This is a genomic window from Pseudomonas sp. NBRC 111127 (assembly GCF_001320345.1).
Lineage (GTDB): Bacteria > Pseudomonadota > Gammaproteobacteria > Pseudomonadales > Pseudomonadaceae > Aquipseudomonas > Aquipseudomonas juntendi.
In genome coordinates this window covers 1-24,947 of record NZ_BCBD01000011.1, presented here as the reverse complement: position 1 = coordinate 24,947, position 24,947 = coordinate 1, and the positions used below count along the sequence as shown (strand labels likewise).

Sequence of the window (24,947 nt, the reverse complement as noted above, 5' to 3'; positions counted from 1 at the left end):
GCAAAGCACCCGTTCAGAGCAGCGAGAAGTTGTAGCTGACGATCACCCGCGTTTCGTCCATATCCCGCGCCCAGCGCTCATAGTTGCTGCGGTAGGTGGAATTACGCAAACGCACGCTGACGTCCTTGAACGTGCCACTTTGCACTTGGTACTTGAGCTCGCTGTCGCGCTCCCACTCCTTGCCTTCGGCATGGCTGCCTGGCACCTGGATATGGTCACCGTTGATGTACCGGGTGAAGAACGTAAGGCCAGGCACACCCAACGCCTTGAAGTCATAGTCATAGCGCACTTGCCAGGAGCGCTCCTGGGCCGCGGCAAAATCATTGACCTGTGCATAGTTGACCAGGTACGGGTTGCTGCCATCCAGGTAGGGCATGGCGCTGTCGCCATACATGCGCTGCCAGCCAGCACTGAGCTTGTGACCACCCAGGCTGTAGCCGAGCATGCCGCTGACGGCGCGGTGGTCGATCGCACCCGCGCGGGCGTTGCCGATGTCGTCGCTTTTGATCAGCCGCAGGTCGGCAGCAAGGCTACCCACCGGCAGCGGTTGGCTGGCGACCAGGCCGAAATACTGCTGGCGATAGATGTTCTCCAGCCTGGCCACTTGATACTGGGCACCGAAACGCTCGTTGACCCGGTAATCGACCCCGGCGAGGTCGAAGTGGTCGGCTTCGATATCGCAGGCGTAACGCTTGTTCTTGCAATGCACACGAATGTTTTGGCGGTCGGTTGAATCCCTTGCGGTGTACCGATCCAGCCGTGCCAAGGTGAACTTCAGATCGCGGCGTTCCTCGGAGGTGAGCATGGCGCCCTGGAACATCGTCGGCAGCAGGCGGCCATCGTTGTACTTGAGCAGGGGCACATCCGGCATCATCGAACCGTACTTGAGCACCGTGTTGGAAACTTTGACCTTGGCCGCCAGGCCCATCTTTGCATACTGGTCGGCGGAGTGCCGCGGGTTGTGCCCGGAAGACGGCAGCAAGCCGCTGTTACTGTCGGCGGGGCTGGAGTCCAACTTCACACCGAACATGCCCAGCGCATCCACACCGAACCCTACCGGGCCTTCGGTGTAACCCGACTGTACATTGAGGATAAAGCCCTGGGCCCACTCTTCTCGCTTGGACGCCCCTTGGCCGGAACTGCTGTGACCGTCACGGAAATCCCGGTTGAAGTAGACAGTGCGTGCTTCAACCTTGGCACTGCTGTCTTCAAGAAAACCGCCAGCCTGGGCGTTGGCACCGGCACATAACAGGAACAGGCCGGCAACACGACGCCCCGGGGCGAGAGGATAGAGGGAAAACATGCAGGGAAACATCCAGATTCAAAGCGGGTTGACAACCGGCGGCACAGACTTGCCACGGTAATGAGACATGACCGCGCAACAGCCAGCCATACTTTGAAATGATCGCGCAATGGCTCTGGCACGGGCCATTGGACCATGGTCTAAGCGCCTTGCCAGGCCGCTTCGGCGAGTCGCCTGGATCGCGCATGGGCAACTAGGAAAGTTCCCCGCTTACTTACAATAAGTTTGCAGTTTACCCCGCCCCAATGTGTGACTACACTCGCTATCAACGAACAGTAAAACCCACCTGCGTGGCCGGCGTATTCATGCGTTTCAATGTTCGTCACGCCCCGCCACAGCCGACGTACAGGAGTGATTACAGTGTCCAGACTTGCAGAGTTTCGTGCTGCGGAAAAAGCGCTCCAGGAACAGATGGCGCAACTGGAAGCGTTGAAAAAGGATACCGGCTTAAAACGCGAAATCGAGTTCGAGCAGAAACTCGTCAACCTGATGAAAAGCTACGACAAAAGCCTGCGCGATGTCATAGCCATACTTGACCCCAAAGCCGGGGCGCGCGCCACCAGCCCTGCCCCCAAACAGCACCGTCGTCCGCGGGTGGTGAAGGTTTACACACACCCCGAGACCGGCGAGCGGATCGAGACCAAAGGCGGCAACCACCGCGGCCTCAAAGCCTGGAAAGAGCAGTATGGCGCCGCCGAGGTGGAAAGCTGGGCTCGCTGATGAAACATCAACACGTGCTTCACACTTTTTTCACAAGGGCTGGCTCAGTATCGAGGCAGCTAAAGGACTAGCGACCCCATCACGCGCCCGCACATGCGGGCCTCTAATTCCAGCGCCCTGCACTCGTGCAGGGCGCTTTCATTTGCGCAATCGGCGCACTGACGTATCATGGCCAGCCTGTCTGTTTTGCCGGCGCCCCGTGCCCGGCCCTGCCTCAGGAGCTCCCATGAGCCTGCACGATCTGCAAACCTTGCCTGGTGTCACCGCACAACCTGACGCCGCCACCGCCCAATTCGTCTTCAACCACACCATGCTGCGGGTCAAGGACATCGAAAAGTCGCTGGACTTCTACACCCGTGTGCTGGGCTTTCGCGTGGTAGACAAGCGTGATTTCCCCGAAGCCGCTTTCAGCCTGTACTTCCTGGCCCTGGTCGACCCGGCGCAGATCCCCGCCGATGACGCCGCCCGTCACCAGTGGATGAAATCGATCCCTGGCGTGCTGGAGCTCACCCACAACCACGGCACCGAAAACGATGCCGATTTCGCCTATCACGATGGCAATACCGACCCACGCGGCTTCGGTCACATCTGCGTGTCGGTACCCGATGTACGCGTCGCCTGTGCGCGCTTCGAAGCGCTGGGTGTACCGTTCCAGAAGCGCCTGCAGGACGGGCGCATGAACCACCTGGCGTTCATCAAGGACCCGGATGGCTATTGGGTCGAAGTGATTCAGCCGGCCGACCTCGCCGGCTAAGCGTTCGTCGGGGGCGGGAACCACCGCCCCCTTGCTGTGGTATATGAAGGTAATTGCTTCCCATGCCACAGCGAGGTAAGAACCATGCAATCCCTTCACTGTGAATACCGCAAGCACACCATCACCGCCAGCGTGATGCCCCATCCTGACTCGCCCCTGCCCTACGCCGTCGGTTGCCTGATCACCGCCCCTGATGGCCATACCAGCAGGCGCCTGTCGATGCCGATGAAGTTCTTCTCCGACCTGGAACGTGCCCAGCATGTGTCACTGGCCCACGGTCGAGCGCTGGTCGACCAGCAACTGGACGCCGGCACCAAGGTGTTCTGATTGCCCCCTTGGCCTGTAACGGCCTCTTCGCCAGCACCGCTGCCATACCGCGAAGAGGCCGCTGCTGGTGCAATCAGATATCGCGAGCGTACGCCACGGCGGCATCGACTTGCGCTGGCGTCGGCCTCACACCTGTGTACAGCACGAACTGCTCCAGCGCCTGCAGCGCAATCACCTCGAGCCCGGTAATCACGGGCTTGCCCAGCGCTTGGGCGCGGCGAATCAACGGTGTTTGCGCGGGCATGGCCACCACATCGAATACCCGCTCTGCAGCAGCGATGGCGATATCCGAAAACGCCAGCTCTTCAGCTTCTGCGCCCCCCGCCATGCCGATCGGCGTCACATTCACCAGCATCGGCGGGCAGATATCGCCGAGTTCTGGCAGCCAGCGGTAGCCGCACATATCCGCCAGCTGCTGCCCCGCCTGGGCATTACGCGCGACGATGGTGCCTTCGGCAAAGCCGGCATCGCGCAAGGCGCTGGCAACGGCCTTGGCCATACCGCCGCTGCCGCGCAGGGCGAAAGCGGTTGCCGGGTCGACCTGGTGCCGGGTCAACAACTGGCGTACGGCCAGATAGTCGGTGTTGTAGGCTGTGAGGCGACCGTTGGTGTTCACCAAGGTGTTGACCGACTCGATGGCCGCTGCCGACGGGTCGATCTCGTCTACCAGCGCCATGCACGCTTCCTTGTATGGCATCGATACCCCACACCCGCGTATGCCCAAGGCTCGAATTCCCGCTACCGCGGCCGGGAGGTCGTCGGTGCGCATGGCCTTGTAGTAAAAGTCCAGGCCCAACTGTTGGTACAGGTGGTTGTGAAAGCGCACGCCGAATGTACCGGGGCGGCCTGCCAGGGAAATGCACAGCACGGTATCCCTGCCGGGAGTTGTCGACATAGCCTGCTCCTGAGTCATGACTGAAACGTTTGTGCAGCGTACCAGAGGCAACCGCTGGTCGTCCCTTACACAACCTTTACCATTGCCCTGCGCGCAATTGACAAATACCGGAGTCATATTAGTGACACCCCACTTTGGGGTTTACTCGCGAGGTTGATATGAGCCGTCTCATTCCCGGAATCGCCCTGCTGGTCGGCGCTTTGGCCATCAGCGGGCCTGCAGCTGCCCACGGTGGTTACGGCCATGGCGGCGGTTGGTACGGACCGGGCCCGCTACTGGGCGCTGCCGTGGTTGGCGCGGTGGTTGGCGCTACGGTGTCTGGCGGGCACGACCGTACGGTGTACGTGGAACGCCAGCCGGTGTACTACCCGCCGCAACCGGTGTACGTGCAGCCGCCGCCGCAGCCCGTCTATTACCAGCCTTATTATGCGCCGGCCCCGCCACCGCCAGGCTACCGGGCCTACTACGGCCCGCCACGGGTGTATTACGGCCCGCCACGCTGGTAAGGGTTGATAGAAGTAATGACCACTATCGACAACGTTGATTTCAAACCCTGGGAGCGGCTGCGTATGGTAGGCCCATGTTTCACAGGAGGTCCCCATGGCCACTATCCAGATCATGTCCGTTGTCGGCAGCGCTGTTCCGGTTTCACTGCGTGAACAAGGCCTGTTGGCCTGCTGGTACCTGGTGCGCAACGGCGAGGCTGTGAGTGGGCCGGTGCCGACCCTCGCCCAAGCCCGCGCATTGGCTGAACTGTTGCAACCAGGCACTTTGGCAGCCTGACCCGAATTTGTTGTGCGTTGCTCCCTACGCCCTTGTGCCCGCCGAAATGGCGGGCTTTTTTTTGTCTGGCCTGGTGGGTGCGGGTCGTCGGTCGTTTCACGCCTTGGCCCGGGCCAGTTGACTGGTCAGGGCCACGATCCTGCCTTGCAAGCGGCCGACGGTGACCACCAGTTCATTGCGCTCCTTGGCGAACTGGTCAGCCTTGGCCTCCGCCTCACGGCGGGCATCGCGCTCGCTATCGAGCAGCTCGGTCAGGCGGCGAATCACGGCAATGTCTGCATTGTCCAGCGCGCGGTCTGCCGCATCTCTGGACAGCCATTTGCGCAGCCATAGAAAGGCCCCGAGCAACACGGTGCCTGTACCACCCAGCCACGTAACGGTGCCTGGGCCGAGGTCGGTGGGATCCATGTAAACCTCTTTACTGACGAGATGGGCAATCCACGGCATTGCATCGCCGTGGCTTTTATTGTTTGGAGGTTTAATTTAGCCTAGGGGTAAATTTACCTCAAGGGAAATTTAGCCATGCGCACATTTAGCAGAGAGCTAAAGACTGGCATGCTTCGCCTTATGGACATCTATGAAATCCGCAAGCAGAACCTGGTAAAGCTGATAGCCGACCAGAAAAAGGGCGCCTGCGCCGAGCGCTGGGGCATGGCGCCTGCGCACCTGAGCCAGATTCTCTCCAACAGGACCGCCAAGAACCTGGGCGACGACGTGGCGCGGCGGATCGAGGGTATCGAAGGCTTGCCACGCGGCTGGTTCGACGCGCTGGCGCCCGGCGATCACCCGCAGGCCTCGGGCGGCCCTGCCGACGGCGCGGTGTGCGCCGCCGACTTGGTCAAGCAGATGCTGGCAAAAAGTGGCAAAGGCATCCCCGAAGAAACCCGCCAGAGGCTGCTGGCCGCGGCTGCCGAGCCCGCGGAAACCGTATTGCTGCAGGCCGACCACGGCCGGCCCGGCCTGGTGGGCGATGAGGTATGGATTGCCCACTATGATGTGCGCGCAGCCATGGGCGGCGGCCAGATCCCCCATGACTACCCGGAAATGTTCAAGGATGTGCGGGTCAGCCCCAGCCACCTGCGTGAACTGGGTGTGGAATTCAGCGAGCACCACCACCTGAAGATGGTCACTGGCTGGGGCCAGTCGATGGAGCCCACCATCAGGCACCGTGACCCACTGATCGTCGATGTGAGCATTCGCGAGTTCGTGGGCGACGGGATCTACTTTTTCGCGTGGGGTGACCATATCTACATCAAGCGCCTGCAGATTGCCGATGACGATCATTTCGAGATGATTTCCGACAACTCACGGCACAAGGACCGCCTGATTCGCCGCGAAGAAACCTATATCCAGGCCAGGGTCCTGCTGGTGTGGAATGCCCACCTCGTGTAAGGCGCCAGCTGCCCCGGCAGCGGCCTGGCGCCGGTATTTCAGAACGGCGCAGCAGGCATCAGTGACCCACAGCCCTGCTCGACGCTCACTTCGTCAAACTGCTGGCCGGCGTGGCGCTGCCAGCGCACCAGCACGCTGCCATCAGGGTTGAAGGTCAGGTCCAACTCGGGTGTTTCCAGCAGCAGCCCCATCACCTCTTCCCATTCCGCGTCGCCATCGCTGTGCAGGCGATGCACCAGCACCCAGCGCTGGGTCTGGGCCACAGGGTGGTTGATCATCGACGATACCCGCAGGCTCAGGCGCTCTACACCCGACATTCCCGGGGGCTGAAGGGTGGTCGACGCTGTTTGCATAGGCATATTGTCATCCTGATATATGTATATTTGTACAGTACCTGGCAAAAGCTTATCGCACAGCCAAATCCAGCGTAAAGGCCTTGCCCTGAAAATTTTCGCCAACAGTTAATTTCACCCCCAGCGCAATTTTTAGCTTTGAGCTATTGATATTTAATTTAGCCATTGGCTAACTTCTCAACCAGGCAGCATTCAGTCTGCCCTTCAAACCTGGCTGTTCATGAGGAGTTACCATGGCCGTAGACATCAGCAACCTGTTGATCGCCACCCCGGTGGCAGTATCCGCAACCAACCCCGTCGCCCTGGAACTTGACGGTGACGAAGCCATTGCCCGCCTCCCAGAGGTGGTCAAGTTACTGAGTGACGGCTCGGTCCAGTTTTCTGCGCCGACCAAAGGGGCGTCGAGCAAGAGTACCCACCGCACCCGCTGTGAATGGACCGAGACCCGTTCCTGGACGCTGGCCAGTGCCGCGGACCATTGGAGCCGTCAAAGCATGACGTTGACCAAGGTCAACGCAGCGCAGAAGGTGGTCATTGCCCAGATGCATGTGCGCGGCGACGACGGCCCGCCCGTCAAGGTGTTCTGGAAGAAAGGCGATATCACCCTGGGCTTTCGCCAAACCTATGACCAGGCTGACCCGGTGAATTCGACGGTGCTCAAGGGCGTACCGCTGGGCGCGCGGTTCGGCATCAGCCTGCACGTCACGGCACAGGGCCTGGTCACGGTCACCACAACCTGCAAGGGAGCAACCGGTACTTCAGGTGGTTTGCAACTCGACGGCAGTTGGGCTTCGCGCCTGTTCGAATTCCACGGCGGCGTTTACAACCAGGTCGACTACAACGACCAAACGCCGGTCGACGATGGCTCGATCTGCATTATCAGCGACCTGACGTTGATACATGGCTGAGGCGACAACGCCCTTTGCGTGCCGGCCCTCCTGTTCACGGGTCGGTACCGGACCTGATCAGAACTGAGCGCTCAGTTTGCCCTGCCCCTATCACCGCTCGGCGCCCTTTCTGAACAGCACATGAAGGGTACACAATAGGTCCGGGATTAAATTTCGTTCACGTTGCGCCCTTTAGATATAAGGCATTCGACAGCCGTTCAGCCATACTCCAGAATGCAGCGGTTTTTGGGGGAAAACCCTTGCACAGCCAACGACATACCAACCTTTAGTGAGCCTCAACGTGAAAACATCCCTGTCCATTCTCAGCCTGCTGTTGTTGCTCACAGGTACCGCGACGCTGCCGTCGACCGCTGCTGCACAACCCCCGGCCAAGGTGCAACGCGACCCCTCCAAACTGCACCTGGCTTCGGGCAGCGCGCTGCTGATCGACCTCAATACCAACCAGGAGCTGTACTCGAACCACGCCGACCGCGTGGTACCGATCGCTTCGGTGACCAAACTGATGACCGCGATGGTGGTGCTGGACGCCAAGCTGCCCATGGATGAGATGCTCACCATGACCATCGCCAACAACCCGGAGATGAAGGGCGTGTATTCACGGGTACGCCCCGGCAGCCAGCTCAATCGCCGCGAGACCCTGCTGATTACCTTGATGTCTTCGGAAAACCGTGCAGCCAATAGCTTGGCCAATGCCTACCCCGGTGGCTACCCGGCATTCATCAAGGCGATGAACGCCAAAGCCCGCAGCCTGGGCATGGCCCATACCCGCTACGTAGAACCTACCGGGCTTTCGACGCAGAACGTGTCGACTGCGCGCGACCTGTCCAAGCTGCTGATGGCCTCGCGCAAGTACCCGATGCTGAGCGAGCTGTCGACCACCCGCGAGAAGACCGTGGCCTTCCGCAAGCCCAATTACACCCTGGGCTTCCGAAACACCGACCACCTGGTGAACAAGAGCAACTGGGACATCAAGCTGACCAAGACCGGTTTTACCAACGAAGCCGGGCATTGCCTGGTGCTGTTGACCCGAATGGATAACCGCCCTGTGGCGATGGTCATCCTGGATGCCTTCGGCAAGTACACCCATTTCGCCGATGCCAGCCGCTTGCGCCAATGGCTGGAAACCGGTGCAGCCAAGCCAGCGCCGGCGGTGGCCATGCAGTACAAGGCAGATCGCCAGGGCAAAGGGCGCGTAGCGGCCGAGTAAGCTGGCCCGAACTCACAGGCCACGGCGCCGTCAGGCCGTGGCGCTGACCATTGAGCCGGAGCTGCTGCCACCCTCTTGCTGCAGCAGCGCCAGCAATTGCGCGGTAGCGGCCATGATCTGACCGTTGAGGGTGGCGATGCTTGCCTGTTTGGCACCGACCGCAGCCGCCTTGGATGTCTCATCCATCTTGCTGTTCTGCAACGCGGCAAGCTGCTTCTGCTGCTCGGCCAGTTGCTTCTGCAAGTCCTTGATCAACTGTTGCAGGGCGCTTACCGCCTCCGACCCGCCACTGCCCGCTGTATCCGTTGCCTGTGCCTGGCTACCCGCGGATACCTTCAGGCTGTCGCTGCTGATTTGCAGCGGGCCCGCCGCTTCGCCGGCCTGCTTGGCCTGGTCGCGTTCAGCGGCGGCATTGGCGCTGCGCGCCTGCGCCGATACGCCATTGATAATGAGGTTGCCAGCTGTGATGACGGCCATGTCGGTCCCTTTCTGAAAGATCGGTCTTTGCGCTAACCATCCTATCGGCCACTTCGCGTCGCGCTTTAGCCAATTAAATTCCCTGCCGGCTGGTTCGTTTCACCTCATCATGAGCCCCCCCTGGCCGACCTGCCGCCCTCTGCGCAGGTCGGCTTCATCGCTTGAAACATTTGCTTTCATTTTAATCGGCAGGATTTCGATTCTCATTCGTCCTTATCAGTACAGCCCTCTTTGGTTGGGCGCACGCTCGACCACCCATTGCAGAAGACCGTCTGATGGCCAAACCCTTGAAAAAATCCAAATCCAGGCTGTGGTTCCTGGTGCACAGCTGGCTTGCCTTGCCGATCTGGTTCTTTGTATTGATCGTCTGCTTCACGGGCATGCTCGCGGTGGTCAGCCAGGAAATCGTCTGGCTGGCCAACCCGGATGTACGTGCCAGCAAGCCGGACACCGACGCCGAACGCCTCAGCTTCCAGCAGGTGCTGAACGCCCTGCACAAAGCAGAGCCGGATATGGTCGTGCAGTCCATCATCCAGCCCGACGGCTCACACTTCGCCCTCACGGCCAATGTGACCTTCCCGGACGGCACCACCCCGACCCTTTACGTCAATCCCTACACCGGTGCGATTCAGGGCAAATCCCCTGACTTCAACTTCGAAGCCTTCACCCGCGCCCTGCACGGCTGGTGGCTGGTGCCCTTCACCAACGGGTTCAGCTGGGGCTGGTACATGGTGTCGATCCTCGGTCTGCCCATGCTCGCTTCACTGGTAACCGGGCTGGTGGTGTACAAGAAGTTCTGGAAAGGCTTCTTCAAACCGGTACGTACAGGGCACGGTTCGCGCATCTTCTGGGGCGACCTGCACCGCCTGGCCGGTGTCTGGTCGATCTGGTTCATCGCGGTCATTTCCATCACCGGTACCTGGTTCCTGATCCAGGCAATTCTGTTCGACAACCACATCAGCATTTCCAGCGAGCCGATCGTGCCGGTCATCGCTCGCGACGAAGTGCCCCAGACCCCCGATGGCAGCCCAGCCCCACGGATCGACCTCGATGAAGCGGCACGCATCGCTGGCCTGGCGATTCCAGGGCTGGAAATCAACTTCATTGCATTGCCTGCCACCGCTTACAGCCATATTTCCATGGGCGGGCGGGGTTGGTATCCGCTGATGTTCCAAAGCGCCGAGGTCAACCCCTACACGCGCAAGGTGGACAGCCAGTTCCTGCTGGGCGACCGCTCCGCCCTGGAGTTCGTCACCGAGTCCATGCGCCCCCTGCACACCGGTGACTTCGGCGGCCTGCCGATCAAGCTGATCTGGTTCTTCTTCGGCCTGGTGCTCACCCTGATGGTGTTCAGCGGCTTGCTGATCTGGACCAAACGTACCGCACAAGCCACCGCTGCTGCGCTGAAGCGCAGCGAACGCGCCCCCCGCACTGCGCCCACCCGGACCTCGCTGGAGATGCAACGATGAGCCCCACCCAGGCCGTGCCCGTCAGCCCGCTTAAACAGTGGTGGTTGAAGTGGCGCTTCCACTTGAACATTCTGCTGATCCTGATCCCCCTGGGTTTCATGCCCAAGTATTTCAGCGACGCCAAGCTGTTCCGCGGCGAGGCAGGGCTGGGGGCGAATGTGATCACCGGCATCCAGGCCGGCCCCTACACCCTGGACCTGGCGGAACTGCGTGACGAAGCGCCCCGCAGAGACGGCCCGGCAGGCGACTTCAAAGTATTCAGGGCAGCGCTGTGCAAGGCGTGCCTCAACGACGTGAAGGCCGTTTACCTGCGCATCGGCAAACCGCGCAGCCTGCGGGCGGCGGGCACGATTTTCTTCGGCGCGCCCTACGCCATGGCCACCAACCTGCCGGTCCCTCCGCGCACCAAACCCGACGCCCAGATCTGGATCACCGTGGAAGGCTGGGACGGCAGCATGCACCAGGCGTCTGTCCCGCTGGCCAAGGCATCGCCAGCCACCGTGGCCTGGCTCGAGAACAAAGGAGGCAAGAAATGAACTACCTGCTGCGCACCCTCGCCCTGCCCTTGCTGGCACTGGCCGCAAGCCCGGCACTGGCGCACAACCCCATGTGCGAATGCGAAGAACTGGCCAGCGGCCAAGTCAAGTGCACCGGTGGTTTCTCGGACGGCAGTGGCGCCCCCGGGGTAACCCTGGATGTGATCGGCTATGACGAGCAAGTGCTGGTCGGCGGCAAGCTTGGCGACGATTCGACCCTGACCTTCAAGCGCCCAGACGGCGAATTCTACGTACTGTTCGACGCCGGCCCCGGGCACGTGGTGGAAGTCGACTACGCCGACATCGCCCAGCCATGAGCCGCGCTCACGTGATTCGCCCGGCCGGGGCCGGGCACGAAACCCTGTACGTGCTGTTGGCCAGCTTGCTGATAGTGGCGTTGGCGGCTGGCGTGGTGTGGCTGCGCGGCGAGCGCGAGGACGAACAGGCCATCGCCAGCCACCAGATCGACGCCCGCCGCGACCTCACTGCGGCCGAGCAAGGCCTCTACACCGACCTGCGGGTGGCATTCGACGAGATCCAGTTGCTGCGTGAAGAAAACGCCGCTGCACCGGGGGTACAGGCCCTGGCCGATGAAGGCCTGCCACCATTCGTGGTCGACGCCGGCAGCCAGAGCCGGGGCAGCCACCAATGGACCTGGCTGGAGGCTGGCGCCTACCTGGGCCGCAGCCAGGCACCCGAAATTGCCGGCAGCCTGCTGCTGATCCTGCCACCCGACAGCACCGGCCAGGCCGATATCTGGTTGCGCCGCGACAGCGCCGCAACCATCCCGGATGACCTCGGCCAGGGGGCACTGATCGCCGCTGGCTGGCAACAGGTGGTCAGCCACTACGACGCCGGGGTTACCCGCGAACACCGCCACTGAACCGAAGGACTCGCCCATGTTTCGCTCCGCCCTCGCCCTGCTCCTGGCCCTGGCCCTGGCCCTGCCGGCAATGGCCCTGGCCGATAACGGCAAGCCGCTGCGTATCGGCATCACCTTGCACCCCTACTACAGCTACGTGAGCAACATCGTTGGCGACAAGGCCGAGGTGGTGCCGCTGATTCCGGCGGGCTTCAACCCGCACGCCTACGAGCCCCGGGCCGAAGACATCAAGCGCATCGGCACCCTGGACGTGGTGGTGCTCAATGGCGTTGGCCATGACGACTTTGCCGACCGCATGATCGCTGCCAGTGAAAAACCTGATATCGCCACGATCGAGGCCAACCAGAACGTACCGCTGCTGGCAGCTACCGGCATTGCCGCACGCGGTGCCGGCAAGGTGGTCAACCCGCACACTTTCCTGTCGATCAGCACGACCATTGCCCAGGTCAACAACATTGCCCGCGAGCTGGGCAGGCTCGACCCGGACAATGCCCGGTTCTACACGCAGAACGCCCGGGCCTACGCCAAACGCCTGCGTGGCTTGCGTGCCCAGGCACTGGCCAAGGTCACCGAGGCCCCCAGCGCTACCTTCCGCGTGGCCACCATCCACGCTGCCTACGACTACCTGGTCCGCGACTTCGGCCTGGAAGTGACCGCTGTGGTCGAACCCGCTCATGGTATCGAGCCAAGCCCGGCGCAGCTGAAGAAGACCATCGACCAGCTCAAGGCACTGGACGTGAGGGTGATCTTCTCGGAAATGGACTTCCCCTCAGCCTATGTCGAAACCATCCAGCGTGAGTCTGGTGTGCGCCTTTACCCCCTTACCCACATTTCCTATGGCGAATACACCAAGGACAAGTACGAAGTGGAAATGAAGCGCAACCTCGACACCGTGGTCCGCGCCATTCAGGAGAACCGCGCATGACCGCCGCTGCCAACCTGGCAACCGCCTGCGGGCCGCGCATCACCTTTGCCGATATCGACCTGACCCTGGGCCGCACCCGTATCCTCGAACAGGTCAGCTTCACCGTCGCCCCGGGCAGCGTGCACGCCATCGTCGGCCCCAACGGCGGCGGCAAGAGTTCGCTGATCAAGACCCTGCTCGGGCAAATGCCCCACCACGGTGAACTGACCCTGCACTGGCCAGGGCAAGGCGAGGTGATCGGCTACGTCCCGCAGGCCCTGGAGTTCGACCGCGGGCTGCCAATGACCGTGGATGATTTCATGGCCGCCATGTGCCAGCGGCGCCCGGCCTTCCTGGGGTTGTCACGCAGGGTGCAGCCTGCCATCGATGCTGCGTTGGCGCGGGTTGGCATGCTGGAAAAGCGCAAGCGGCGCATGGGGGCCTTGTCGGGCGGTGAGCGCCAGCGGGTGCTGCTGGCCCAGGGGCTCATCCCCGAACCACAACTGCTGGTGCTGGACGAGCCGATGTCGGCGCTCGATGAAGCCGGCATTCAGGTGTTCGAACAACTGCTGCTGGCCTGGCGCCAGGCGGGGACCACTGTGTTGTGGATCGAACACGACCTGGAAGCGGTGCTGCGCCTGGCCGACCGGGTTACCGGGCTGAGCCGCCAGGTACTGTTCGACGCCCCGCCAGCCCAGGCCCTGACGCCGGAGCGCCTGCTGGGCCTGTTTTCCGTCCACCCGCGTAGCGAGAGCATTGCCTGATGAGTTTCGAAACCTTTCGCCAAACGGTCCAGGACTGGGCCACTGCCGGCTACCTGCCCGAGGCGCTGGCCTATGGCTTCGTGGTCAATGCCTTGCTCGCCGGCCTGATGATTGGCCCGGTGCTGGGTGGCCTGGGCACCCTGGTGGTGGTCAAGCGCTTTGCGTTCTTTTCCGAAGCGGTCGGCCATGCCGCACTGACCGGCGTGGCTATCGGCATCCTGCTGGGCGAGCCCTATACCGGGCCTTATGGCAGCCTGTTCGGTTACTGCCTGCTGTTCGGCATCCTGCTGAACTTCCTGCGTAACCGCACCGGGTTGTCACCGGACACACTGATTGGCGTATTCCTCTCGGTGTCGCTGGCGCTGGGCGCCAGCCTGCTGCTGATGCTGGCGGGCAAGATCAATGTGCACATCCTCGAGAACGTGCTGTTCGGTTCGGTGCTGACCGTGAGCGGGCAGGACCTGGTGGTACTGGGCATCGTCGCCATACTGGTGCTGGCCTTGGCACTGCCGCTGTACAACCGCATCATGCTGGCCAGCTTCAACCCGCAGTTGGCTGCTGTACGCGGCGTGGCGGTGAAAACACTGGACTACCTTTTCGTGGTGCTGGTGACCCTGGTCACCGTGGCTGCAGTGAAGGTGATCGGGGCCATTCTGGTCGGTGCGTTGCTGGTGATCCCGGCTGCCGCCGCGCGCCTGGTCAGCCAGTCACTGAAGGGGTTTTTCTTCCTCTCGGTGCTCATCGCCACCATCAGCACGTTGTTCGGCATCCTGCTACCGATCGTGTTCGACCTGCCGGTGCCGTCGGGTGCCGCGATCATCCTGGTTGCCGGTCTCTGCTTCGCCCTCGCTGCGCTCGCCCGCGCCCTCGTTCCCCGCTTGCAAGGAAACCCGGCATGAACCTGAAACACCTGACCCTGGCACTGGCCCTGGCCAGCCTGCCGTCGCTGTCTTTCGCCACGCAGGTGCTGACCACCTTGCCGATCACCCACAGCCTGGCCAGCGCCCTGCTCGAGGGGACCGGCGTACAACTCAAGCGCGTAGCCCCGGCCAACCTGCCGGCCAGTCGCCAGCCGTCGTACTTCAGCGGCCGTGGTGGCGCCAGCCTGGACAAGGCTGCGCAACAGGCCGATGCGGTGATCGGCGTACGTTCGATCTGGCGCGACGACCCGTTGTACCCGATGGCCCGGCGCAGCAATATCCGCATTGTCGAGATCGATGCCGCACGACCGGTGGACGGCGCCTTGCCAGGTATTGCGGTGAGTGGCGACGATGCCTACAACGCCTACCCGTGGCTGAACCCGACCAATCTGGGGCGCATGGCCGACGTCGTGGCCAACGACCTGGAACGCCTGGCGCCGAGCGAAAAAACGAAAATCCAGGGCAACCTGGCCGCGCTCAAGCGCCAGCTGTTGGAACTTGCCGCCAGCAGCCAGACGCAGTTGGCCAAGGTCGACAACCTCACAGTGGTCAGCCTGTCGCCGCGGTTGGGTTACCTGGCCAGCGGCCTGAACCTGGATGTGGTGCAGCAGCCGCTGCCAACGGCGTGGGATGCTGCCGCACTGAAGGCGCTGGAGGCCAACCTGAAGGCACAGGATGTGGCGTTGGTGCTGGACCATCGCCAACCGGAGCCGGCGTTGGCCGCAGCGATCCAGGCGGCCGGCGCGAAACTGGTGGTGGTGGACAGCGACCCGGATGATGCGTTTGCCGGGTTGAAGGCCAGTGTCGAACAAGTCGTCGGGGCACTTGGCGAAAGCTGATCAACAGTCCGGCGCAAATCCTGGGGCCGCTATGCGGCCCTTTCGCGCTGCAAGGCCGCGCCTGCCTCGGCAGTGGCGACATTGACAGTGCACCTGGGCGCTAGCGCTTCATGCACCGTTGGTAACGCTCGTCCACCCGCCCTGCAAACCACGCCGTGGTCAGCTTGCGGGTAATCTTCGGGCTCTTCAGTTCGATCCCCGGCAGCACCGCTCGCGGGAGCGGCTTGCCAGCGGCCGCGTCGGCCAGGGCAAATACCCCGGCGTACAGCTTGCTGTCCTCGAACGCCAGGCTGTCGCCGTCCTCCAGTTGGCGGCGAATCTGCGGGTTGCGCAGCCCCAGCTTCCCGCCCACTTTGCGCGCCGCCGTTTCGGTCGCGCCCGGCATGATCGAACCCGGTGCGATCAGGTCGCCGTCCAGCGCCAGGCGTACACCCGTGACCTTGCTCAGCGCCGCTTGAAACGCCGCATTGCGGCTGGCGTACCAGCCCGCATTGAAATCGGCGAAGCGGTAGAGCGGGCGTTCGTAGCTGGCTGGGTAACCCAACAAGTGGGCGATACCGAAGTACATGCCACCGCGCCGGGTGAACACCTCCTGGCGAATGCTGCCGTCATGGCTGTAGGGGTACCCCTGCGCATGCTGTTCGGCAAAGTCGATGCTGACCTGCATCGGCCCGCCGGTATGCACCGGGTTCAGCCCGCCAAGCAAGGTCCTGCCCAACGGGAGCCGGGCAATGACCTCGTCGTACAGTTCGCTCAACTGTTTCTCGCTGCGCACTGCCTGTAGCCGCTGCTGGTAGCTTTGGCCGTTGCCAGACGGCGTTTTCAACGCACCATCGATCAGCAGCCTGGGAATGTGCAGGCGCGCGGCGCGGCGGTCGATTTCTTCACGGGCGATACGCCCCAGGTTGGGCACCTGTGGGTCGGCCGTGAAGGTCGACTCCTGCTCGGTGACCGCCAACACGGCACACAGGTTGCTCTTGCTGGGGGTGATGCGCTGGGCCTCGAAGGCCACCTGGATGTCCTTGGCCCAGCCCTCGCGGTCGCGGGCTTGCGTGGGCAGCAACCGCAGCAGTTGGGCGAGAACCTCGGCCGGGTCCGCTGCGGGCACTTCTTCGCGGCGCCCGGCGCAACCTTGCAGCAGTGCAAGGGCCATCATGCCTGCCGCCCATAACCGGCCGTTCAGGGCTGTTCACCGACCAGGTAGGTCTTGCTGATATGGCGGAACAACGGATGCGCCGCACTCCCCATCAGCTCGAACAGCACCATTTCCCGGGTCACGACCTGCGCACCGGCTTCGCGCATGCGCGCCAGGCCCGCCGCCTTGCTGGCCGCCGTGCGGCTGTCACAGGCATCTTCGACCACGAACACCTGCTTGCCCAGCGCCAGCAGGCCGAGCACGGTCTGCAGCACGCAGACATGGGTTTCCATGCCACACACGATCACCTGTTCACGGGCCATCAGGCTGTCGGGCAAGCATTGGGCGGCAACGCAGGAAAAATGGCTTTTCTCCACCACCTGGGCGGCCGGTGCCGCCGCCAGCAACTCGGCCAGGGTGTGGCCCAGACCCTTGGGGTACTGTTCGGAAATCACCACCGGCAGCTCCAGCTCGGCGGTCGCCGCCAGCAGCCAGCGGGCCCGCGCCCGGGTGCCTTCGGCGTCGCTCATGGCGCCGATGAGCTTTTCCTGGATGTCGACGACCAGCAGCGTGGCCTTGTGTGGATCGATCAGCATGCTCTGCCCCTTGCCTGGGAAAAGGCCTAGCCTCCCCCAGGCAAGCGGTGACGTCAATCAGGCGGACAGGCGCAACGGTTGCAGCAAGGCAGTGAGGGCGTCGAGTACACGGTCTTCATGCTCGTGGATGAAGAAGTGCCCGCCGGGGAACATCTGCAGCGAAAACTCGCCGTGGGTTTCTTTGCCCCAGGCCCGCAGTTGCTCGTCATTGGCCCGGTCATCAGTGCCGGCCAGCACATGCAGCGGGCAGCTCAGGGCCGGCCGCTGACGGTAGGCGTAGGTGCCGCACAGCAGGAAATCGGCGCGCAGGGTCGGCAAGGTCAGGCTCATCAACTCGGCATTGGCCAGCACTTCCTCGGGCGTACCTTGCAGCTCACGCAGCTCGCTGATCAGCTCGGCGTCGGTTTTTGGCTCGCGCCAGTGCCTGCCATCGTAATCTTCGCGCCGGGTCGGGGCCGCCGTGCCGCAGGCAAACAACGCCAGCGGCGCCGGGCAGCCCAGCGCTTGCAGCTCATGCGCCAGCTCGAAGGCCAGCAAGGCACCCAGGCTGTGGCCCAGCAACGCGTAGGGTGCATTGGCGGCCAGGCGCTGCTCGCTTGCCAGTTGCCGGGCCAGCGCCTGCATGTCGGTGTGCAGCGGCTCGGCCATGCGTGCGCCGCGCCCGGGCAGCTCCACCGGGCGTACCTGCACCCACGACGGCAGCTTGCGCCGCCAGCGGCTGTAGACCATGGCGCTGGCGCCCGAGTAAGGCAGGCACAGCAGGTTCAGTGCGGTCACTGGGGGGCGGCTTCGGCCATTTTCTGGCGCAGGCTGAGGGGGCGCATGTCGGTCCACACCTCGTCGATGTACGCCAGGCATTCCTTTTTCAGGCCGCTTTTGCCCACTGCACGCCAGCCGTTGGGGATGGCTTTGTAGTCGGGCCAGATCGAGTATTGCTCTTCGTGGTTGACCACTACCTGGAACTGGATATCTTCGCGGTCGAATACAGAAGTCATTGCCTGTCTCCTTGAATGATGAGTACCGCTGCGCGCTTGGCGCAGGAGGCTTTCAAGTAGACGTAGCAAGCCGACGGAAAATTAACTTCATCTCATGCATCGCGCAGCAGGTCGTGGGTATCGAGCAGGCGGAACGCAACCTCGGGATTGCGTTCCAGCCCGCGGCGGATCGCCGCCGGGATCGCCTGCCGGGTCTTGCGGCACAGCCCGGGCTGGTTATCCAGTTCGATGACGATGCCGCGCATGGTCCGCACTTCATTGAAGCCCGGGGCGATGTGCACGCGAATGCCGAGATTGTCGAACAGGCGTTGTTGCAGGCGCTGCAGGTCTTCAAGGTCTTTCAGGTTTTCCAGGCGCTCGAGCAGGCGCTTTTCTTCCTGGCGGGTCAGCAGGAGGATGCGCTGGGCGGTCTGCGGGTGGTCGGCCAGTTGTTCGCGGCCACAAATGCAGGCGCCAGGGGGGCAAGGCTGGCGCAACGGTGGAGAGCTGGTCATGGGCCAAGCATAGCCAGTTTTTGCGGGTGCTTGTAGAAGCGGTCTTTAATCGCCCGCGCCCTGGCTTTACAACTGCAGCAAGCGCTCGCGCAGGAAGTTCACGAACCCCTGCACCGGCCGCGCCACCTGCCGGTGCTGCGGGTACACCGCCGACAGCTGCAATGCCGGCGGCCGCCAGTCATCCAGCACCGTGACCAGGCGCCCATCGGCCAGCGCTTGCCCTACGATGAAGGTCGGCAGGTAAGTCACCCCCATGCCGGCAATCGCCGCGTCCCTTAGGATTTCACCATTGTTCGCGCGCATGCGCCCGGCCACCTGAATCGCCTGGGCCTTGCCAGCCTGCCGAAACTGCCACTGCACCTGCCGCGAATGCCCATACGGCAGGCAGTCATGCCCGGCCAGGTCCTCCGGCCTGGCCGGCACACCGCGCGCCGCCAGGTAGGCCGGGCTCGCGCAGTACACCCGCTGCACATCGGCGATGCGCCGGGCGATCAGGCTGGAGTCCTCCAGCGCGCCAATCCGCAACGCCAGGTCATAGCCTTCGCCGATCAGGTCCACCGCCCGGTCACTGAGGTCCACCTCCACATCCACCTGCGCATGCAACTGCAGAAACTCGGTCAGCAAACAGCCCAGGTGCGCCATGGCGAACGACAATGGCGCGCTCAGGCGCAAGGTGCCGCGCAAGGCCTGGGCCTGGCCGCTGATGTCGTGCTCCACCTGCTGCACTTCACCGAGCAGGCGCATGGCCGACTGGTAGTACTGCTGGCCCAGCGGCGTGGCGTCCAGGCGCCGGGTGGAGCGGTTGAGCAGGCGCACGCCCAGGCGCGCTTCGAGTTGCATCAGGCGCCGGCTCACCGATTGCTTGGACATCCCCAGGCGGTCGGCGGCGGCGGTGAAACTGCCGGCCTCCATCACCTGGGCAAAGATTCGCATGTCTTCGTAGGGGTTCATTGTCTCGCTCTTGGTGACAGTAAAACGCTTTATAGCGGCTTTTTCCCACGAGCGCACCTGCCTAATCTACGCACAGGTCGCAGCGATGGCCCAGCAGGCCAGGCAAGACGCCCACCCCCGACACTTGCACAGAAAAGGATTCGCCCATGAACATTGTCCACAAAACACTCACCGCCTCGCTTCTGGCGCTGTCCGTTTCCAGCGCGTTCGCAGCGGGGAGCCCCGGCGTGGAGCAACGCACCCAGGCCTTCCTCGAAGCCCTGGAGCAAGGCGGCGGCAAGCCACTGGAGCAACTCAGCCCGAAAGATGCCCGCGCGGTGCTGACCGGTGCCCAGGCCTCGGTCAAGGTTGACCTCTCCGGGATCGAGGTGAAGGAACGCACCATCGAGGCCGACGGCCAGTCGATCAAGCTGCAGGTGGTTCGCCCGGCCAATGTCAAAGGGGCGTTGCCGGTATTCATGTTCTTCCACGGCGGCGGCTGGGTGCTCGGTGACTTCCCGACCCACCAGCGGTTGATCCGTGACCTGGTGGTTGGCTCTGGGGCAGTGGCGGTGTATGTCGACTACACCCCGTCGCCGGAGGCGCACTACCCAACCGCGATCAACCAAGCCTATGCCGCGACCCGCTGGGTGGCCGAGCACGGCCAGCAGATCGGCGTGGATGGCAAGCGCCTGGGCGTGGCTGGCAACAGCGTCGGTGGCAACATGGCGGCGGTCGTGGCGCTGAAGGCCAAAGAGGCCGGCACCCCGGCCCTGCGCTTCCAGCTGTTGCTGTGGCCGGTGACGGACGCCAGCTTCGAAACCGCTTCGTACAAACACTTTGCCGAAGGGCACTTCCTGACCACCGGCATGATGAAGTGGTTCTGGGACAACTACACCACGGATGCCAAGGCGCGGGAACAGATCTACGCCGCGCCGCTGCGGGCCACCACCGAACAGTTGCAAGGCTTGCCGCCAGCACTGGTGCAAACAGCCGAGTTCGATGTGCTGCGTGATGAAGGTGAGGCCTATGCCCGCAAGCTGAATGCCGCCGGCGTGCCGGTGACCTCGGTGCGCTACAACGGCATGATCCATGACTATGGGCTGCTCAACCCGCTGAGCCAGGTACCGGCGGTCAAGGCGGCAATGCGCCAGGCTGGCGCCGAACTCAAAGCGCACCTGAACTGAGCCCATGACCGGAAGACCTGCCCAGGCCCAATCGAGATGTTGGCGCTCGGTCACCTGGGCTTGGCCCGAATGCTGATAAAACTGCCAGTAGCCGCCACTTTTTTCCTGTGCGCAAATTGCACCAAAGCCCACGATAGCTATGCGTGCGGCTGTGCTACTCCACTCAGAAAAAGGTGCTCGCCAATGTGGACACGAATAGCCCTGTCGCTTCTAACCCTGGCAAGTTCGATCGGTTGCGTGTCGCACACGTCCTCTGTGCTGCCTGCCCGTCCGCCCGCGCAGACTCAGGCACTCACAAGCGCAACAGCCAAGTCACAGCAGTTGATCGAATTGAACAAGCGGGGTGAACAGGCGGTTACGCAACTGAAAGTCTGGTACGACTCGGTCACCGAAGACTGCGGTGGGCCTGACAAACCCAGCTACCTGTGCAGCGGTTTTGAAATGCGTGCCACCGGTTTCAGCCCAGAATCGCTACCTTGGGACCCGAGCCGCAAGCACTTGGATAAAGGCGCCATAGCGTTTTCCTGGGTGCGCCGCGATACGAACTTCGGCAGGGCGGCGGAACGCTTCAATGGTTTCTTGTTCCCGCCGCTGCAGGCCATCCCGCACGGCAAGCTGCGCGAGCTCGAAGTACTGTGCACCTTCCCCATCGATGGTGGCACGGACAACCGCGAAACCGCGCAGGGGTGCGGCCCGCATGATGGGTTTGAGAGCACCACGGATGCGTGCCAGAAGGTCGGCGTGAAGGATGCCGAAGCGTGGTTGGCAACGTACAGCGAAGATGACATCAGAAAATCAAGAGTCTGCGGGTGGGACCTTCGCGAAGCACCCGCGAACATGAGGGCCCGGTGGTTCGAGATGCCGATAAAAGTCAGGGCAGGTTTGAGCGCCGATGCGTGGATGGGCTACAACGAGATTTTGCTTCCAGCCTGGCAAGTCGGCGTGGGCGCCAACTTGCCTGTTGTTGCATTTTTCTATGTCGAGGGTCAGACGCAGGCTGGCTTGCTGGCGCAGTTCGACCAGTTCCGGTATCACGCAGCGTATGGCCAGGCGGTGCCTGTAATCCGAATCAAGCTGCCCACGGCGAAGGATCAGGTTATGCAGCTAACCTACGATGAGCAAGACCAAGCGGTAGGTCGCCCCATCGTGACTTCGGAGGTCGATTTCGAGTCCGAGCAGGTCGGTGACCGCAAGGAATTCAAGGTTGACCAGACGACATTCAAACTACATGGCACGGGTGGGATCAGCGACGATTCGCACAGCGGCGATGGAAGCGCCATAAAGGCAAAACATCTTACGTTCGACGGTTCAACCGAAATTCTGCTGCCTGGCACAGGTACCCGCCGCGTAAGTTACGACTGGGGGTGCAGTGATCTATGTACCAGAGATCTCACCTTTACGGACAACCACAAACGGCTCAGTGACCGTGAAGGTATGCATTATGGGTCCGATGAGCTAACGGTGAACGGCCCTGAAATCCTGCACCTTCACATGGTTGAAGACGGCGAAAACCCGCGCATGGTCATCGACAACGTGCACGTTACGCAAGCGCCTTGAGTTTCTGTTTTGCCAGTAGTGGCCCTATCGCCGGCTCGCCGGCGTCAGGGGCATCAACCAACACTCACGGCCCCACCCCTTCAACGATGATCACCTCGGCCTTCGCTACCCCTTGGCGATGGCTGCACGCCTCCTGGTACAGCTCAGACCGGTAACACGCCACCGCCTGCGCGTAGGAATCGAATTCGATCACCACGCTACGCTGAGGTGTGGGCCGCCCTTCCAGCGCCTCGCTGCGCCCGCCACGGGCCAGAAAGCGGCCACCGAACGCCTGGAAGGCAGCCGGGGCGCGTTGGGTGTATTGCTGGTACTGCTCCGGGTCGGTCACGTCCACATGGGCGATCCAATAGGCCTTCATGCGGTTTCTCCTGATTCGTCGATATTTGTGTATGATGGTATACCATAAAATGACACCACCACAGCGAGCGTGCAACATGGCTTTCAACACCATCGAGGAACTTCTCGAGGACTACCGGCAAGGCAAGATGGTCCTGCTGGTGGATGACGAGGATCGCGAAAACGAAGGCGACCTGCTGATCGCCGCCGAGCGTTGCGACGCCCAGGCCATCAACTTCATGGCCCGCGAAGCGCGGGGCCTGATCTGCCTGACCCTGACCGACGATCACTGCCAACGCCTGGGGCTGGAGCAGATGGTACCGGCCAACGGCAGTGTGTTCAGCACCGCGTTCACCGTGTCGATCGAAGCTGCCACGGGCGTCACTACGGGCATCTCTGCCGCCGACCGGGCACGTACCGTGGCCGCCGCCATGGCCCCCACGGCCCGCCCCGAAGACCTGGTCCAACCCGGCCATATATTCCCCCTGCGTGCCCGCGAAGGCGGCGTACTGACCCGCGCCGGCCATACCGAAGCGGGTTGCGACCTTGCGCGCCTGGCCGGCTTCAGCCCGGCCTCGGTGATCGTCGAAGTGCTCAACGACGACGGCACCATGGCGCGTCGCCCGGACCTTGAGGTGTTCGCTGCACGGCATGGCATCAAGATCGGCACCATCGCCGACCTGATCCACTACCGCCTGAGCACCGAGCAGACCATCAAGCGCATCGGCGAACGTGAACTGCCGACCGTGCATGGCACCTTCCGCCTGGTTACCTATGAAGACCGCATCGAAGGTGGCGTGCACATGGCCATGGTAATGGGCGACATCCGCCGCGAGCAGCCAACCCTGGTCAGGGTGCATGTGATCGACCCCCTGCGCGACCTGGTTGGTGCCGAGTACGCCGGCCCCGCCAACTGGACCCTGTGGGCGGCACTGCAGAAGGTGGCCGAGGAAGGCAGCGGCGTGGTGGTGGTCCTGGCCAACCATGAATCCTCGCAGGCATTGCTGGAGCGGGTACCACAGCTGACCCAACCGGTGCGGCCTTACCAGCGCGGGCAGTCCAAGGTGTACTCGGAAGTGGGCACCGGAGCACAGATTCTGCAGGACCTGGGGGTGGGCAAGCTGCGCCACCTGGGGCCGCCGCTGAAATATGCGGGGCTGGCGGGTTATGAGCTGGAGGTGGTGCAGAGCATTCCCTTTGAGCCAGGCCTGGTGGGCTGACGCAGTGCCTTGTAGGCGCGGCCTTGCGTCGCGAAAGGGCCGCATAGCGGCCCCGGGTTTTCAGCGGCGACACATGAATTGTTGGGGCCGCTTTGCGGCCCTTTCGCGACACGAGGCCGCTCCTACAGGGGTTCGCGCAAGCATGCAGAGGACAGAGTGATGGCCGGTCGCCTCATACCTCTTGCCAAAAGTTTGGAATACCATAATATGATATCCCGTAGACCTTAAATCTGCTGGCCGGCATCCACAACGCCAGATGGCCATCGACACTTTGTTTTAGCTGCTCCCCGAACACTATTGGCGGGCGCACCACAAGCCCAGCCTCGAATAACAAAAGCAACGAGGGCGTAACCATGCTGTTGAGCAAACGTGTAACCGCAGTGCTGTCTGCCAGCCTGCTGACCCTGGCATGTCAGGCCGCCCAAGCCGCCGACAGCCTCAACTTCGTCAGCTGGGGCGGGACCACCCAGGACGCCCAGAAAGAAGCGTGGGCCGTTCCCTTCACCAAAGCGACCGACATCAAGGTAGTCCAGGACGGCCCGACCGACTATGGCAAGCTCAAGGCCATGGTCGAGAGCGGTAACGTGCAATGGGACGTGGTCGACGTGGAAGCCGACTTTGCCCTGCGCGCCGCCAGCGAAGGCTTGCTCGAACCCCTCGATTTCACCCAGATCAAGCGCGACAAGATCGACCCACGCTTTGTGTCCGACCACGGTGTCGGCTCGTTCTTCTTCTCCTTCGTGCTCGGTTACAACGAAGGCAAGCTCGGTGCCAACAAGCCAGTCGACTGGGCCGCGCTGTTCGACACCAAGACCTACCCTGGCAAACGCGCCTTGTACAAATGGCCCAGCCCAGGCGTGCTGGAACTGGCCCTGCTGGCCGACGGTGTAGCCCCCGACAAGCTCTACCCGCTGGACCTGGACCGCGCCTTCAAGAAGCTCGACACCATCAAGAAAGACATCGTCTGGTGGGGCGGTGGCGCTCAGTCGCAGCAATTGCTGGCCTCTGGTGAAGCTGCGCTGGGCCAGTTCTGGAACGGCCGCGTCTACGCCCTGCAGCAAGA

At 62.7% G+C, this 24,947-nt stretch carries 32 protein-coding genes; 20 read left to right on the top strand and 12 right to left on the bottom strand.

What is annotated here, in order from left to right; translation table 11 throughout:
• Window positions 1-13 precede the first annotated feature (13 nt).
• Window positions 14-1,303, bottom strand: coding sequence for an OprD family porin (locus tag APH30_RS03910; protein ID WP_054911733.1), 1,290 nt, complete (start codon window positions 1,301-1,303; stop codon window positions 14-16).
• Between the two features lie 360 nt (window positions 1,304-1,663).
• Between APH30_RS03910 and APH30_RS03905 the strand changes: the two genes are divergently transcribed.
• The 3 genes from APH30_RS03905 to APH30_RS03895 all read left to right on the top strand — a co-directional run bounded on the left by APH30_RS03905 (window position 1,664) and on the right by APH30_RS03895 (window position 3,104).
• Complete coding sequence (locus APH30_RS03905; RefSeq protein ID WP_054911732.1) at window positions 1,664-2,023, top strand: histone-like nucleoid-structuring protein, MvaT/MvaU family; 360 nt, start codon at window positions 1,664-1,666, stop codon at window positions 2,021-2,023.
• A 226-nt stretch (window positions 2,024-2,249) separates the two neighbouring features.
• Window positions 2,250-2,777, top strand: coding sequence for a lactoylglutathione lyase (gene gloA / locus APH30_RS03900; protein WP_009686470.1), 528 nt, complete (start codon window positions 2,250-2,252; stop codon window positions 2,775-2,777).
• A gap of 84 nt (window positions 2,778-2,861) precedes the next feature.
• Window positions 2,862-3,104: a hypothetical protein gene (locus tag APH30_RS03895; protein WP_029887032.1), complete on the top strand. Its 243-nt coding sequence runs from the start codon at window positions 2,862-2,864 to the stop codon at window positions 3,102-3,104.
• A 73-nt stretch (window positions 3,105-3,177) separates the two neighbouring features.
• On the opposite strand, the gene APH30_RS03890 is transcribed toward APH30_RS03895, so the two are convergent.
• Complete coding sequence (locus tag APH30_RS03890) at window positions 3,178-3,999, bottom strand: shikimate 5-dehydrogenase (RefSeq protein WP_009686468.1); 822 nt, start codon at window positions 3,997-3,999, stop codon at window positions 3,178-3,180.
• Window positions 4,000-4,157: 158 nt separating this feature from the next.
• Between APH30_RS03890 and APH30_RS03885 the strand changes: the two genes are divergently transcribed.
• A complete protein-coding gene (locus APH30_RS03885) occupies window positions 4,158-4,505 on the top strand; it encodes a hypothetical protein (protein WP_054911731.1) in 348 nt (115 codons plus the stop codon).
• A 94-nt stretch (window positions 4,506-4,599) separates the two neighbouring features.
• On the top strand, window positions 4,600-4,782 hold the full coding sequence (locus tag APH30_RS03880) for a hypothetical protein (RefSeq protein ID WP_054905061.1): 183 nt from the start codon (window positions 4,600-4,602) through the stop codon (window positions 4,780-4,782).
• 96 nt (window positions 4,783-4,878) lie between these two features.
• Here APH30_RS03880 and APH30_RS03875 read toward each other — a convergent pair whose 3' ends face one another.
• On the bottom strand, window positions 4,879-5,190 hold the full coding sequence (locus APH30_RS03875; protein ID WP_054911730.1) for a hypothetical protein: 312 nt from the start codon (window positions 5,188-5,190) through the stop codon (window positions 4,879-4,881).
• Window positions 5,191-5,349: 159 nt separating this feature from the next.
• Between APH30_RS03875 and APH30_RS03870 the strand changes: the two genes are divergently transcribed.
• Entirely contained in the window at window positions 5,350-6,174 is an 825-nt protein-coding gene (locus APH30_RS03870) for a S24 family peptidase (protein WP_047149660.1), read from the top strand.
• A gap of 38 nt (window positions 6,175-6,212) precedes the next feature.
• Here the strand turns inward: APH30_RS03870 and APH30_RS03865 are convergent, their stop codons facing one another.
• Window positions 6,213-6,533 (bottom strand): DUF1654 domain-containing protein, encoded by a 321-nt coding sequence (locus APH30_RS03865; protein ID WP_029887030.1) that lies wholly within the window; start codon window positions 6,531-6,533, stop codon window positions 6,213-6,215.
• Window positions 6,534-6,760: 227 nt separating this feature from the next.
• Between APH30_RS03865 and APH30_RS03860 the strand changes: the two genes are divergently transcribed.
• Both APH30_RS03860 and pbpG read left to right on the top strand, forming a co-directional pair.
• Window positions 6,761-7,435 carry a polysaccharide lyase family 7 protein gene (locus APH30_RS03860; RefSeq protein WP_054911729.1) on the top strand — a complete coding sequence of 225 codons (675 nt, stop codon included), beginning with the start codon at window positions 6,761-6,763 and terminating at the stop codon, window positions 7,433-7,435.
• Between the two features lie 280 nt (window positions 7,436-7,715).
• A complete protein-coding gene (gene pbpG, locus APH30_RS03855; RefSeq protein WP_029887028.1) occupies window positions 7,716-8,642 on the top strand; it encodes a D-alanyl-D-alanine endopeptidase in 927 nt (308 codons plus the stop codon).
• A 30-nt stretch (window positions 8,643-8,672) separates the two neighbouring features.
• Here the strand turns inward: pbpG and APH30_RS03850 are convergent, their stop codons facing one another.
• Window positions 8,673-9,119, bottom strand: a complete 447-nt coding sequence (locus APH30_RS03850; protein ID WP_054911728.1) for a hypothetical protein — start codon at window positions 9,117-9,119, stop codon at window positions 8,673-8,675.
• Between the two features lie 275 nt (window positions 9,120-9,394).
• On the opposite strand from APH30_RS03850, the gene APH30_RS03845 reads away from it, so the two are divergent.
• The 8 genes from APH30_RS03845 to APH30_RS03810 are packed head-to-tail and all read left to right on the top strand — an operon-like array spanning window position 9,395 to window position 15,434.
• Window positions 9,395-10,588, top strand: coding sequence for a PepSY domain-containing protein (locus tag APH30_RS03845; RefSeq protein WP_054911727.1), 1,194 nt, complete (start codon window positions 9,395-9,397; stop codon window positions 10,586-10,588).
• Entirely contained in the window at window positions 10,585-11,124 is a 540-nt protein-coding gene (locus APH30_RS03840) for a hypothetical protein (protein WP_054911726.1), read from the top strand. The genes APH30_RS03845 and APH30_RS03840 overlap by 4 nt, the downstream gene beginning before the upstream one ends.
• On the top strand, window positions 11,121-11,441 hold the full coding sequence (locus tag APH30_RS03835) for a hypothetical protein (protein ID WP_054911725.1): 321 nt from the start codon (window positions 11,121-11,123) through the stop codon (window positions 11,439-11,441). The genes APH30_RS03840 and APH30_RS03835 overlap by 4 nt, the downstream gene beginning before the upstream one ends.
• Entirely contained in the window at window positions 11,438-12,007 is a 570-nt protein-coding gene (locus APH30_RS03830) for a DUF6162 family protein (protein WP_054911724.1), read from the top strand. Before APH30_RS03835 ends, APH30_RS03830 begins: the two co-directional genes overlap by 4 nt.
• A 16-nt stretch (window positions 12,008-12,023) precedes the next feature.
• On the top strand, window positions 12,024-12,932 hold the full coding sequence (locus APH30_RS03825; protein ID WP_054911723.1) for a metal ABC transporter substrate-binding protein: 909 nt from the start codon (window positions 12,024-12,026) through the stop codon (window positions 12,930-12,932).
• The gene (locus tag APH30_RS03820; RefSeq protein WP_054905050.1) at window positions 12,929-13,675 is read left to right on the top strand and encodes a metal ABC transporter ATP-binding protein; all 747 of its coding nucleotides are present in this window, start codon (window positions 12,929-12,931) and stop codon (window positions 13,673-13,675) included. The genes APH30_RS03825 and APH30_RS03820 overlap by 4 nt, the downstream gene beginning before the upstream one ends.
• Entirely contained in the window at window positions 13,675-14,574 is a 900-nt protein-coding gene (locus tag APH30_RS03815; RefSeq protein WP_054911722.1) for a metal ABC transporter permease, read from the top strand. The genes APH30_RS03820 and APH30_RS03815 overlap by 1 nt, the downstream gene beginning before the upstream one ends.
• Window positions 14,571-15,434, top strand: coding sequence for a metal ABC transporter solute-binding protein, Zn/Mn family (locus APH30_RS03810; protein ID WP_054911721.1), 864 nt, complete (start codon window positions 14,571-14,573; stop codon window positions 15,432-15,434). Before APH30_RS03815 ends, APH30_RS03810 begins: the two co-directional genes overlap by 4 nt.
• Before the next feature lie 100 nt (window positions 15,435-15,534).
• On the opposite strand, the gene APH30_RS03805 is transcribed toward APH30_RS03810, so the two are convergent.
• From APH30_RS03805 to APH30_RS03780, 6 genes are all read right to left on the bottom strand, one after another.
• Window positions 15,535-16,590, bottom strand: a complete 1,056-nt coding sequence (locus tag APH30_RS03805) for a DUF1615 domain-containing protein (protein ID WP_305728791.1) — start codon at window positions 16,588-16,590, stop codon at window positions 15,535-15,537.
• Window positions 16,591-16,613: 23 nt separating this feature from the next.
• Window positions 16,614-17,165 (bottom strand): hydrolase, encoded by a 552-nt coding sequence (locus tag APH30_RS03800; RefSeq protein ID WP_054911720.1) that lies wholly within the window; start codon window positions 17,163-17,165, stop codon window positions 16,614-16,616.
• Window positions 17,166-17,222: 57 nt separating this feature from the next.
• The gene (locus APH30_RS03795) at window positions 17,223-17,942 is read right to left on the bottom strand and encodes a thioesterase II family protein (protein ID WP_054911719.1); all 720 of its coding nucleotides are present in this window, start codon (window positions 17,940-17,942) and stop codon (window positions 17,223-17,225) included.
• Window positions 17,939-18,160 carry an MbtH family protein gene (locus APH30_RS03790; RefSeq protein WP_009686443.1) on the bottom strand — a complete coding sequence of 74 codons (222 nt, stop codon included), beginning with the start codon at window positions 18,158-18,160 and terminating at the stop codon, window positions 17,939-17,941. The genes APH30_RS03795 and APH30_RS03790 overlap by 4 nt, the downstream gene beginning before the upstream one ends.
• A gap of 92 nt (window positions 18,161-18,252) precedes the next feature.
• Complete coding sequence (locus tag APH30_RS03785) at window positions 18,253-18,654, bottom strand: hypothetical protein (protein ID WP_033691107.1); 402 nt, start codon at window positions 18,652-18,654, stop codon at window positions 18,253-18,255.
• A 66-nt stretch (window positions 18,655-18,720) separates the two neighbouring features.
• A complete protein-coding gene (locus APH30_RS03780) occupies window positions 18,721-19,605 on the bottom strand; it encodes a LysR family transcriptional regulator (protein ID WP_047149663.1) in 885 nt (294 codons plus the stop codon).
• A 146-nt stretch (window positions 19,606-19,751) separates the two neighbouring features.
• On the opposite strand from APH30_RS03780, the gene APH30_RS03775 reads away from it, so the two are divergent.
• The gene (locus APH30_RS03775) at window positions 19,752-20,771 is read left to right on the top strand and encodes an alpha/beta hydrolase (protein ID WP_054911718.1); all 1,020 of its coding nucleotides are present in this window, start codon (window positions 19,752-19,754) and stop codon (window positions 20,769-20,771) included.
• Between the two features lie 321 nt (window positions 20,772-21,092).
• Window positions 21,093-22,328: a hypothetical protein gene (locus APH30_RS03770; protein WP_177333706.1), complete on the top strand. Its 1,236-nt coding sequence runs from the start codon at window positions 21,093-21,095 to the stop codon at window positions 22,326-22,328.
• 64 nt (window positions 22,329-22,392) lie between these two features.
• Here APH30_RS03770 and APH30_RS03765 read toward each other — a convergent pair whose 3' ends face one another.
• Window positions 22,393-22,686 (bottom strand): DUF1330 domain-containing protein, encoded by a 294-nt coding sequence (locus APH30_RS03765; RefSeq protein ID WP_029887297.1) that lies wholly within the window; start codon window positions 22,684-22,686, stop codon window positions 22,393-22,395.
• 76 nt (window positions 22,687-22,762) lie between these two features.
• Here APH30_RS03765 and ribBA point away from each other — a divergent pair, with 76 nt between their 5' ends.
• Both ribBA and APH30_RS03755 read left to right on the top strand, forming a co-directional pair.
• A complete protein-coding gene (gene ribBA, locus APH30_RS03760; protein WP_029887298.1) occupies window positions 22,763-23,884 on the top strand; it encodes a bifunctional 3,4-dihydroxy-2-butanone-4-phosphate synthase/GTP cyclohydrolase II in 1,122 nt (373 codons plus the stop codon).
• 353 nt (window positions 23,885-24,237) lie between these two features.
• On the top strand, window positions 24,238-24,947 hold a 710-nt coding region (locus APH30_RS03755; RefSeq protein ID WP_054911716.1), incomplete at its 3' end, for an ABC transporter substrate-binding protein.

Bases quoted from the DNA above. Each gene is read 5' to 3' on its own strand.
- APH30_RS03890 (WP_009686468.1), bottom strand. From the start codon at position 3,999: ATGTCGACAACTCCCGGCAGGGATACCGTGCTGTGCATTTCCCTGGCA.
- APH30_RS03840 (WP_054911726.1), top strand. From the start codon at position 10,585: ATGAGCCCCACCCAGGCCGTGCCCGTCAGCCCGCTTAAACAGTGGTGG.
- APH30_RS03800 (WP_054911720.1), bottom strand. From the start codon at position 17,165: ATGCTGATCGATCCACACAAGGCCACGCTGCTGGTCGTCGACATCCAG.
- APH30_RS03790 (WP_009686443.1), bottom strand. From the start codon at position 18,160: ATGACTTCTGTATTCGACCGCGAAGATATCCAGTTCCAGGTAGTGGTC.
- APH30_RS03815 (WP_054911722.1), top strand. From the start codon at position 13,675: ATGAGTTTCGAAACCTTTCGCCAAACGGTCCAGGACTGGGCCACTGCC.
- APH30_RS03825 (WP_054911723.1), top strand. From the start codon at position 12,024: ATGTTTCGCTCCGCCCTCGCCCTGCTCCTGGCCCTGGCCCTGGCCCTG.
- APH30_RS03835 (WP_054911725.1), top strand. From the start codon at position 11,121: ATGAACTACCTGCTGCGCACCCTCGCCCTGCCCTTGCTGGCACTGGCC.
- APH30_RS03880 (WP_054905061.1), top strand. From the start codon at position 4,600: ATGGCCACTATCCAGATCATGTCCGTTGTCGGCAGCGCTGTTCCGGTT.
- APH30_RS03850 (WP_054911728.1), bottom strand. From the start codon at position 9,119: ATGGCCGTCATCACAGCTGGCAACCTCATTATCAATGGCGTATCGGCG.
- APH30_RS03765 (WP_029887297.1), bottom strand. From the start codon at position 22,686: ATGAAGGCCTATTGGATCGCCCATGTGGACGTGACCGACCCGGAGCAG.
- APH30_RS03910 (WP_054911733.1), bottom strand. From the start codon at position 1,303: ATGTTTTCCCTCTATCCTCTCGCCCCGGGGCGTCGTGTTGCCGGCCTG.
- gloA (WP_009686470.1), top strand. From the start codon at position 2,250: ATGAGCCTGCACGATCTGCAAACCTTGCCTGGTGTCACCGCACAACCT.
- ribBA (WP_029887298.1), top strand. From the start codon at position 22,763: ATGGCTTTCAACACCATCGAGGAACTTCTCGAGGACTACCGGCAAGGC.
- APH30_RS03895 (WP_029887032.1), top strand. From the start codon at position 2,862: ATGCAATCCCTTCACTGTGAATACCGCAAGCACACCATCACCGCCAGC.
- APH30_RS03780 (WP_047149663.1), bottom strand. From the start codon at position 19,605: ATGAACCCCTACGAAGACATGCGAATCTTTGCCCAGGTGATGGAGGCC.
- APH30_RS03860 (WP_054911729.1), top strand. From the start codon at position 6,761: ATGGCCGTAGACATCAGCAACCTGTTGATCGCCACCCCGGTGGCAGTA.
- APH30_RS03830 (WP_054911724.1), top strand. From the start codon at position 11,438: ATGAGCCGCGCTCACGTGATTCGCCCGGCCGGGGCCGGGCACGAAACC.
- APH30_RS03875 (WP_054911730.1), bottom strand. From the start codon at position 5,190: ATGGATCCCACCGACCTCGGCCCAGGCACCGTTACGTGGCTGGGTGGT.
- APH30_RS03865 (WP_029887030.1), bottom strand. From the start codon at position 6,533: ATGCCTATGCAAACAGCGTCGACCACCCTTCAGCCCCCGGGAATGTCG.
- APH30_RS03885 (WP_054911731.1), top strand. From the start codon at position 4,158: ATGAGCCGTCTCATTCCCGGAATCGCCCTGCTGGTCGGCGCTTTGGCC.
- APH30_RS03775 (WP_054911718.1), top strand. From the start codon at position 19,752: ATGAACATTGTCCACAAAACACTCACCGCCTCGCTTCTGGCGCTGTCC.
- APH30_RS03785 (WP_033691107.1), bottom strand. From the start codon at position 18,654: ATGACCAGCTCTCCACCGTTGCGCCAGCCTTGCCCCCCTGGCGCCTGC.
- APH30_RS03805 (WP_305728791.1), bottom strand. From the start codon at position 16,590: ATGATGGCCCTTGCACTGCTGCAAGGTTGCGCCGGGCGCCGCGAAGAA.
- APH30_RS03845 (WP_054911727.1), top strand. From the start codon at position 9,395: ATGGCCAAACCCTTGAAAAAATCCAAATCCAGGCTGTGGTTCCTGGTG.
- APH30_RS03820 (WP_054905050.1), top strand. From the start codon at position 12,929: ATGACCGCCGCTGCCAACCTGGCAACCGCCTGCGGGCCGCGCATCACC.
- APH30_RS03870 (WP_047149660.1), top strand. From the start codon at position 5,350: ATGGACATCTATGAAATCCGCAAGCAGAACCTGGTAAAGCTGATAGCC.
- APH30_RS03810 (WP_054911721.1), top strand. From the start codon at position 14,571: ATGAACCTGAAACACCTGACCCTGGCACTGGCCCTGGCCAGCCTGCCG.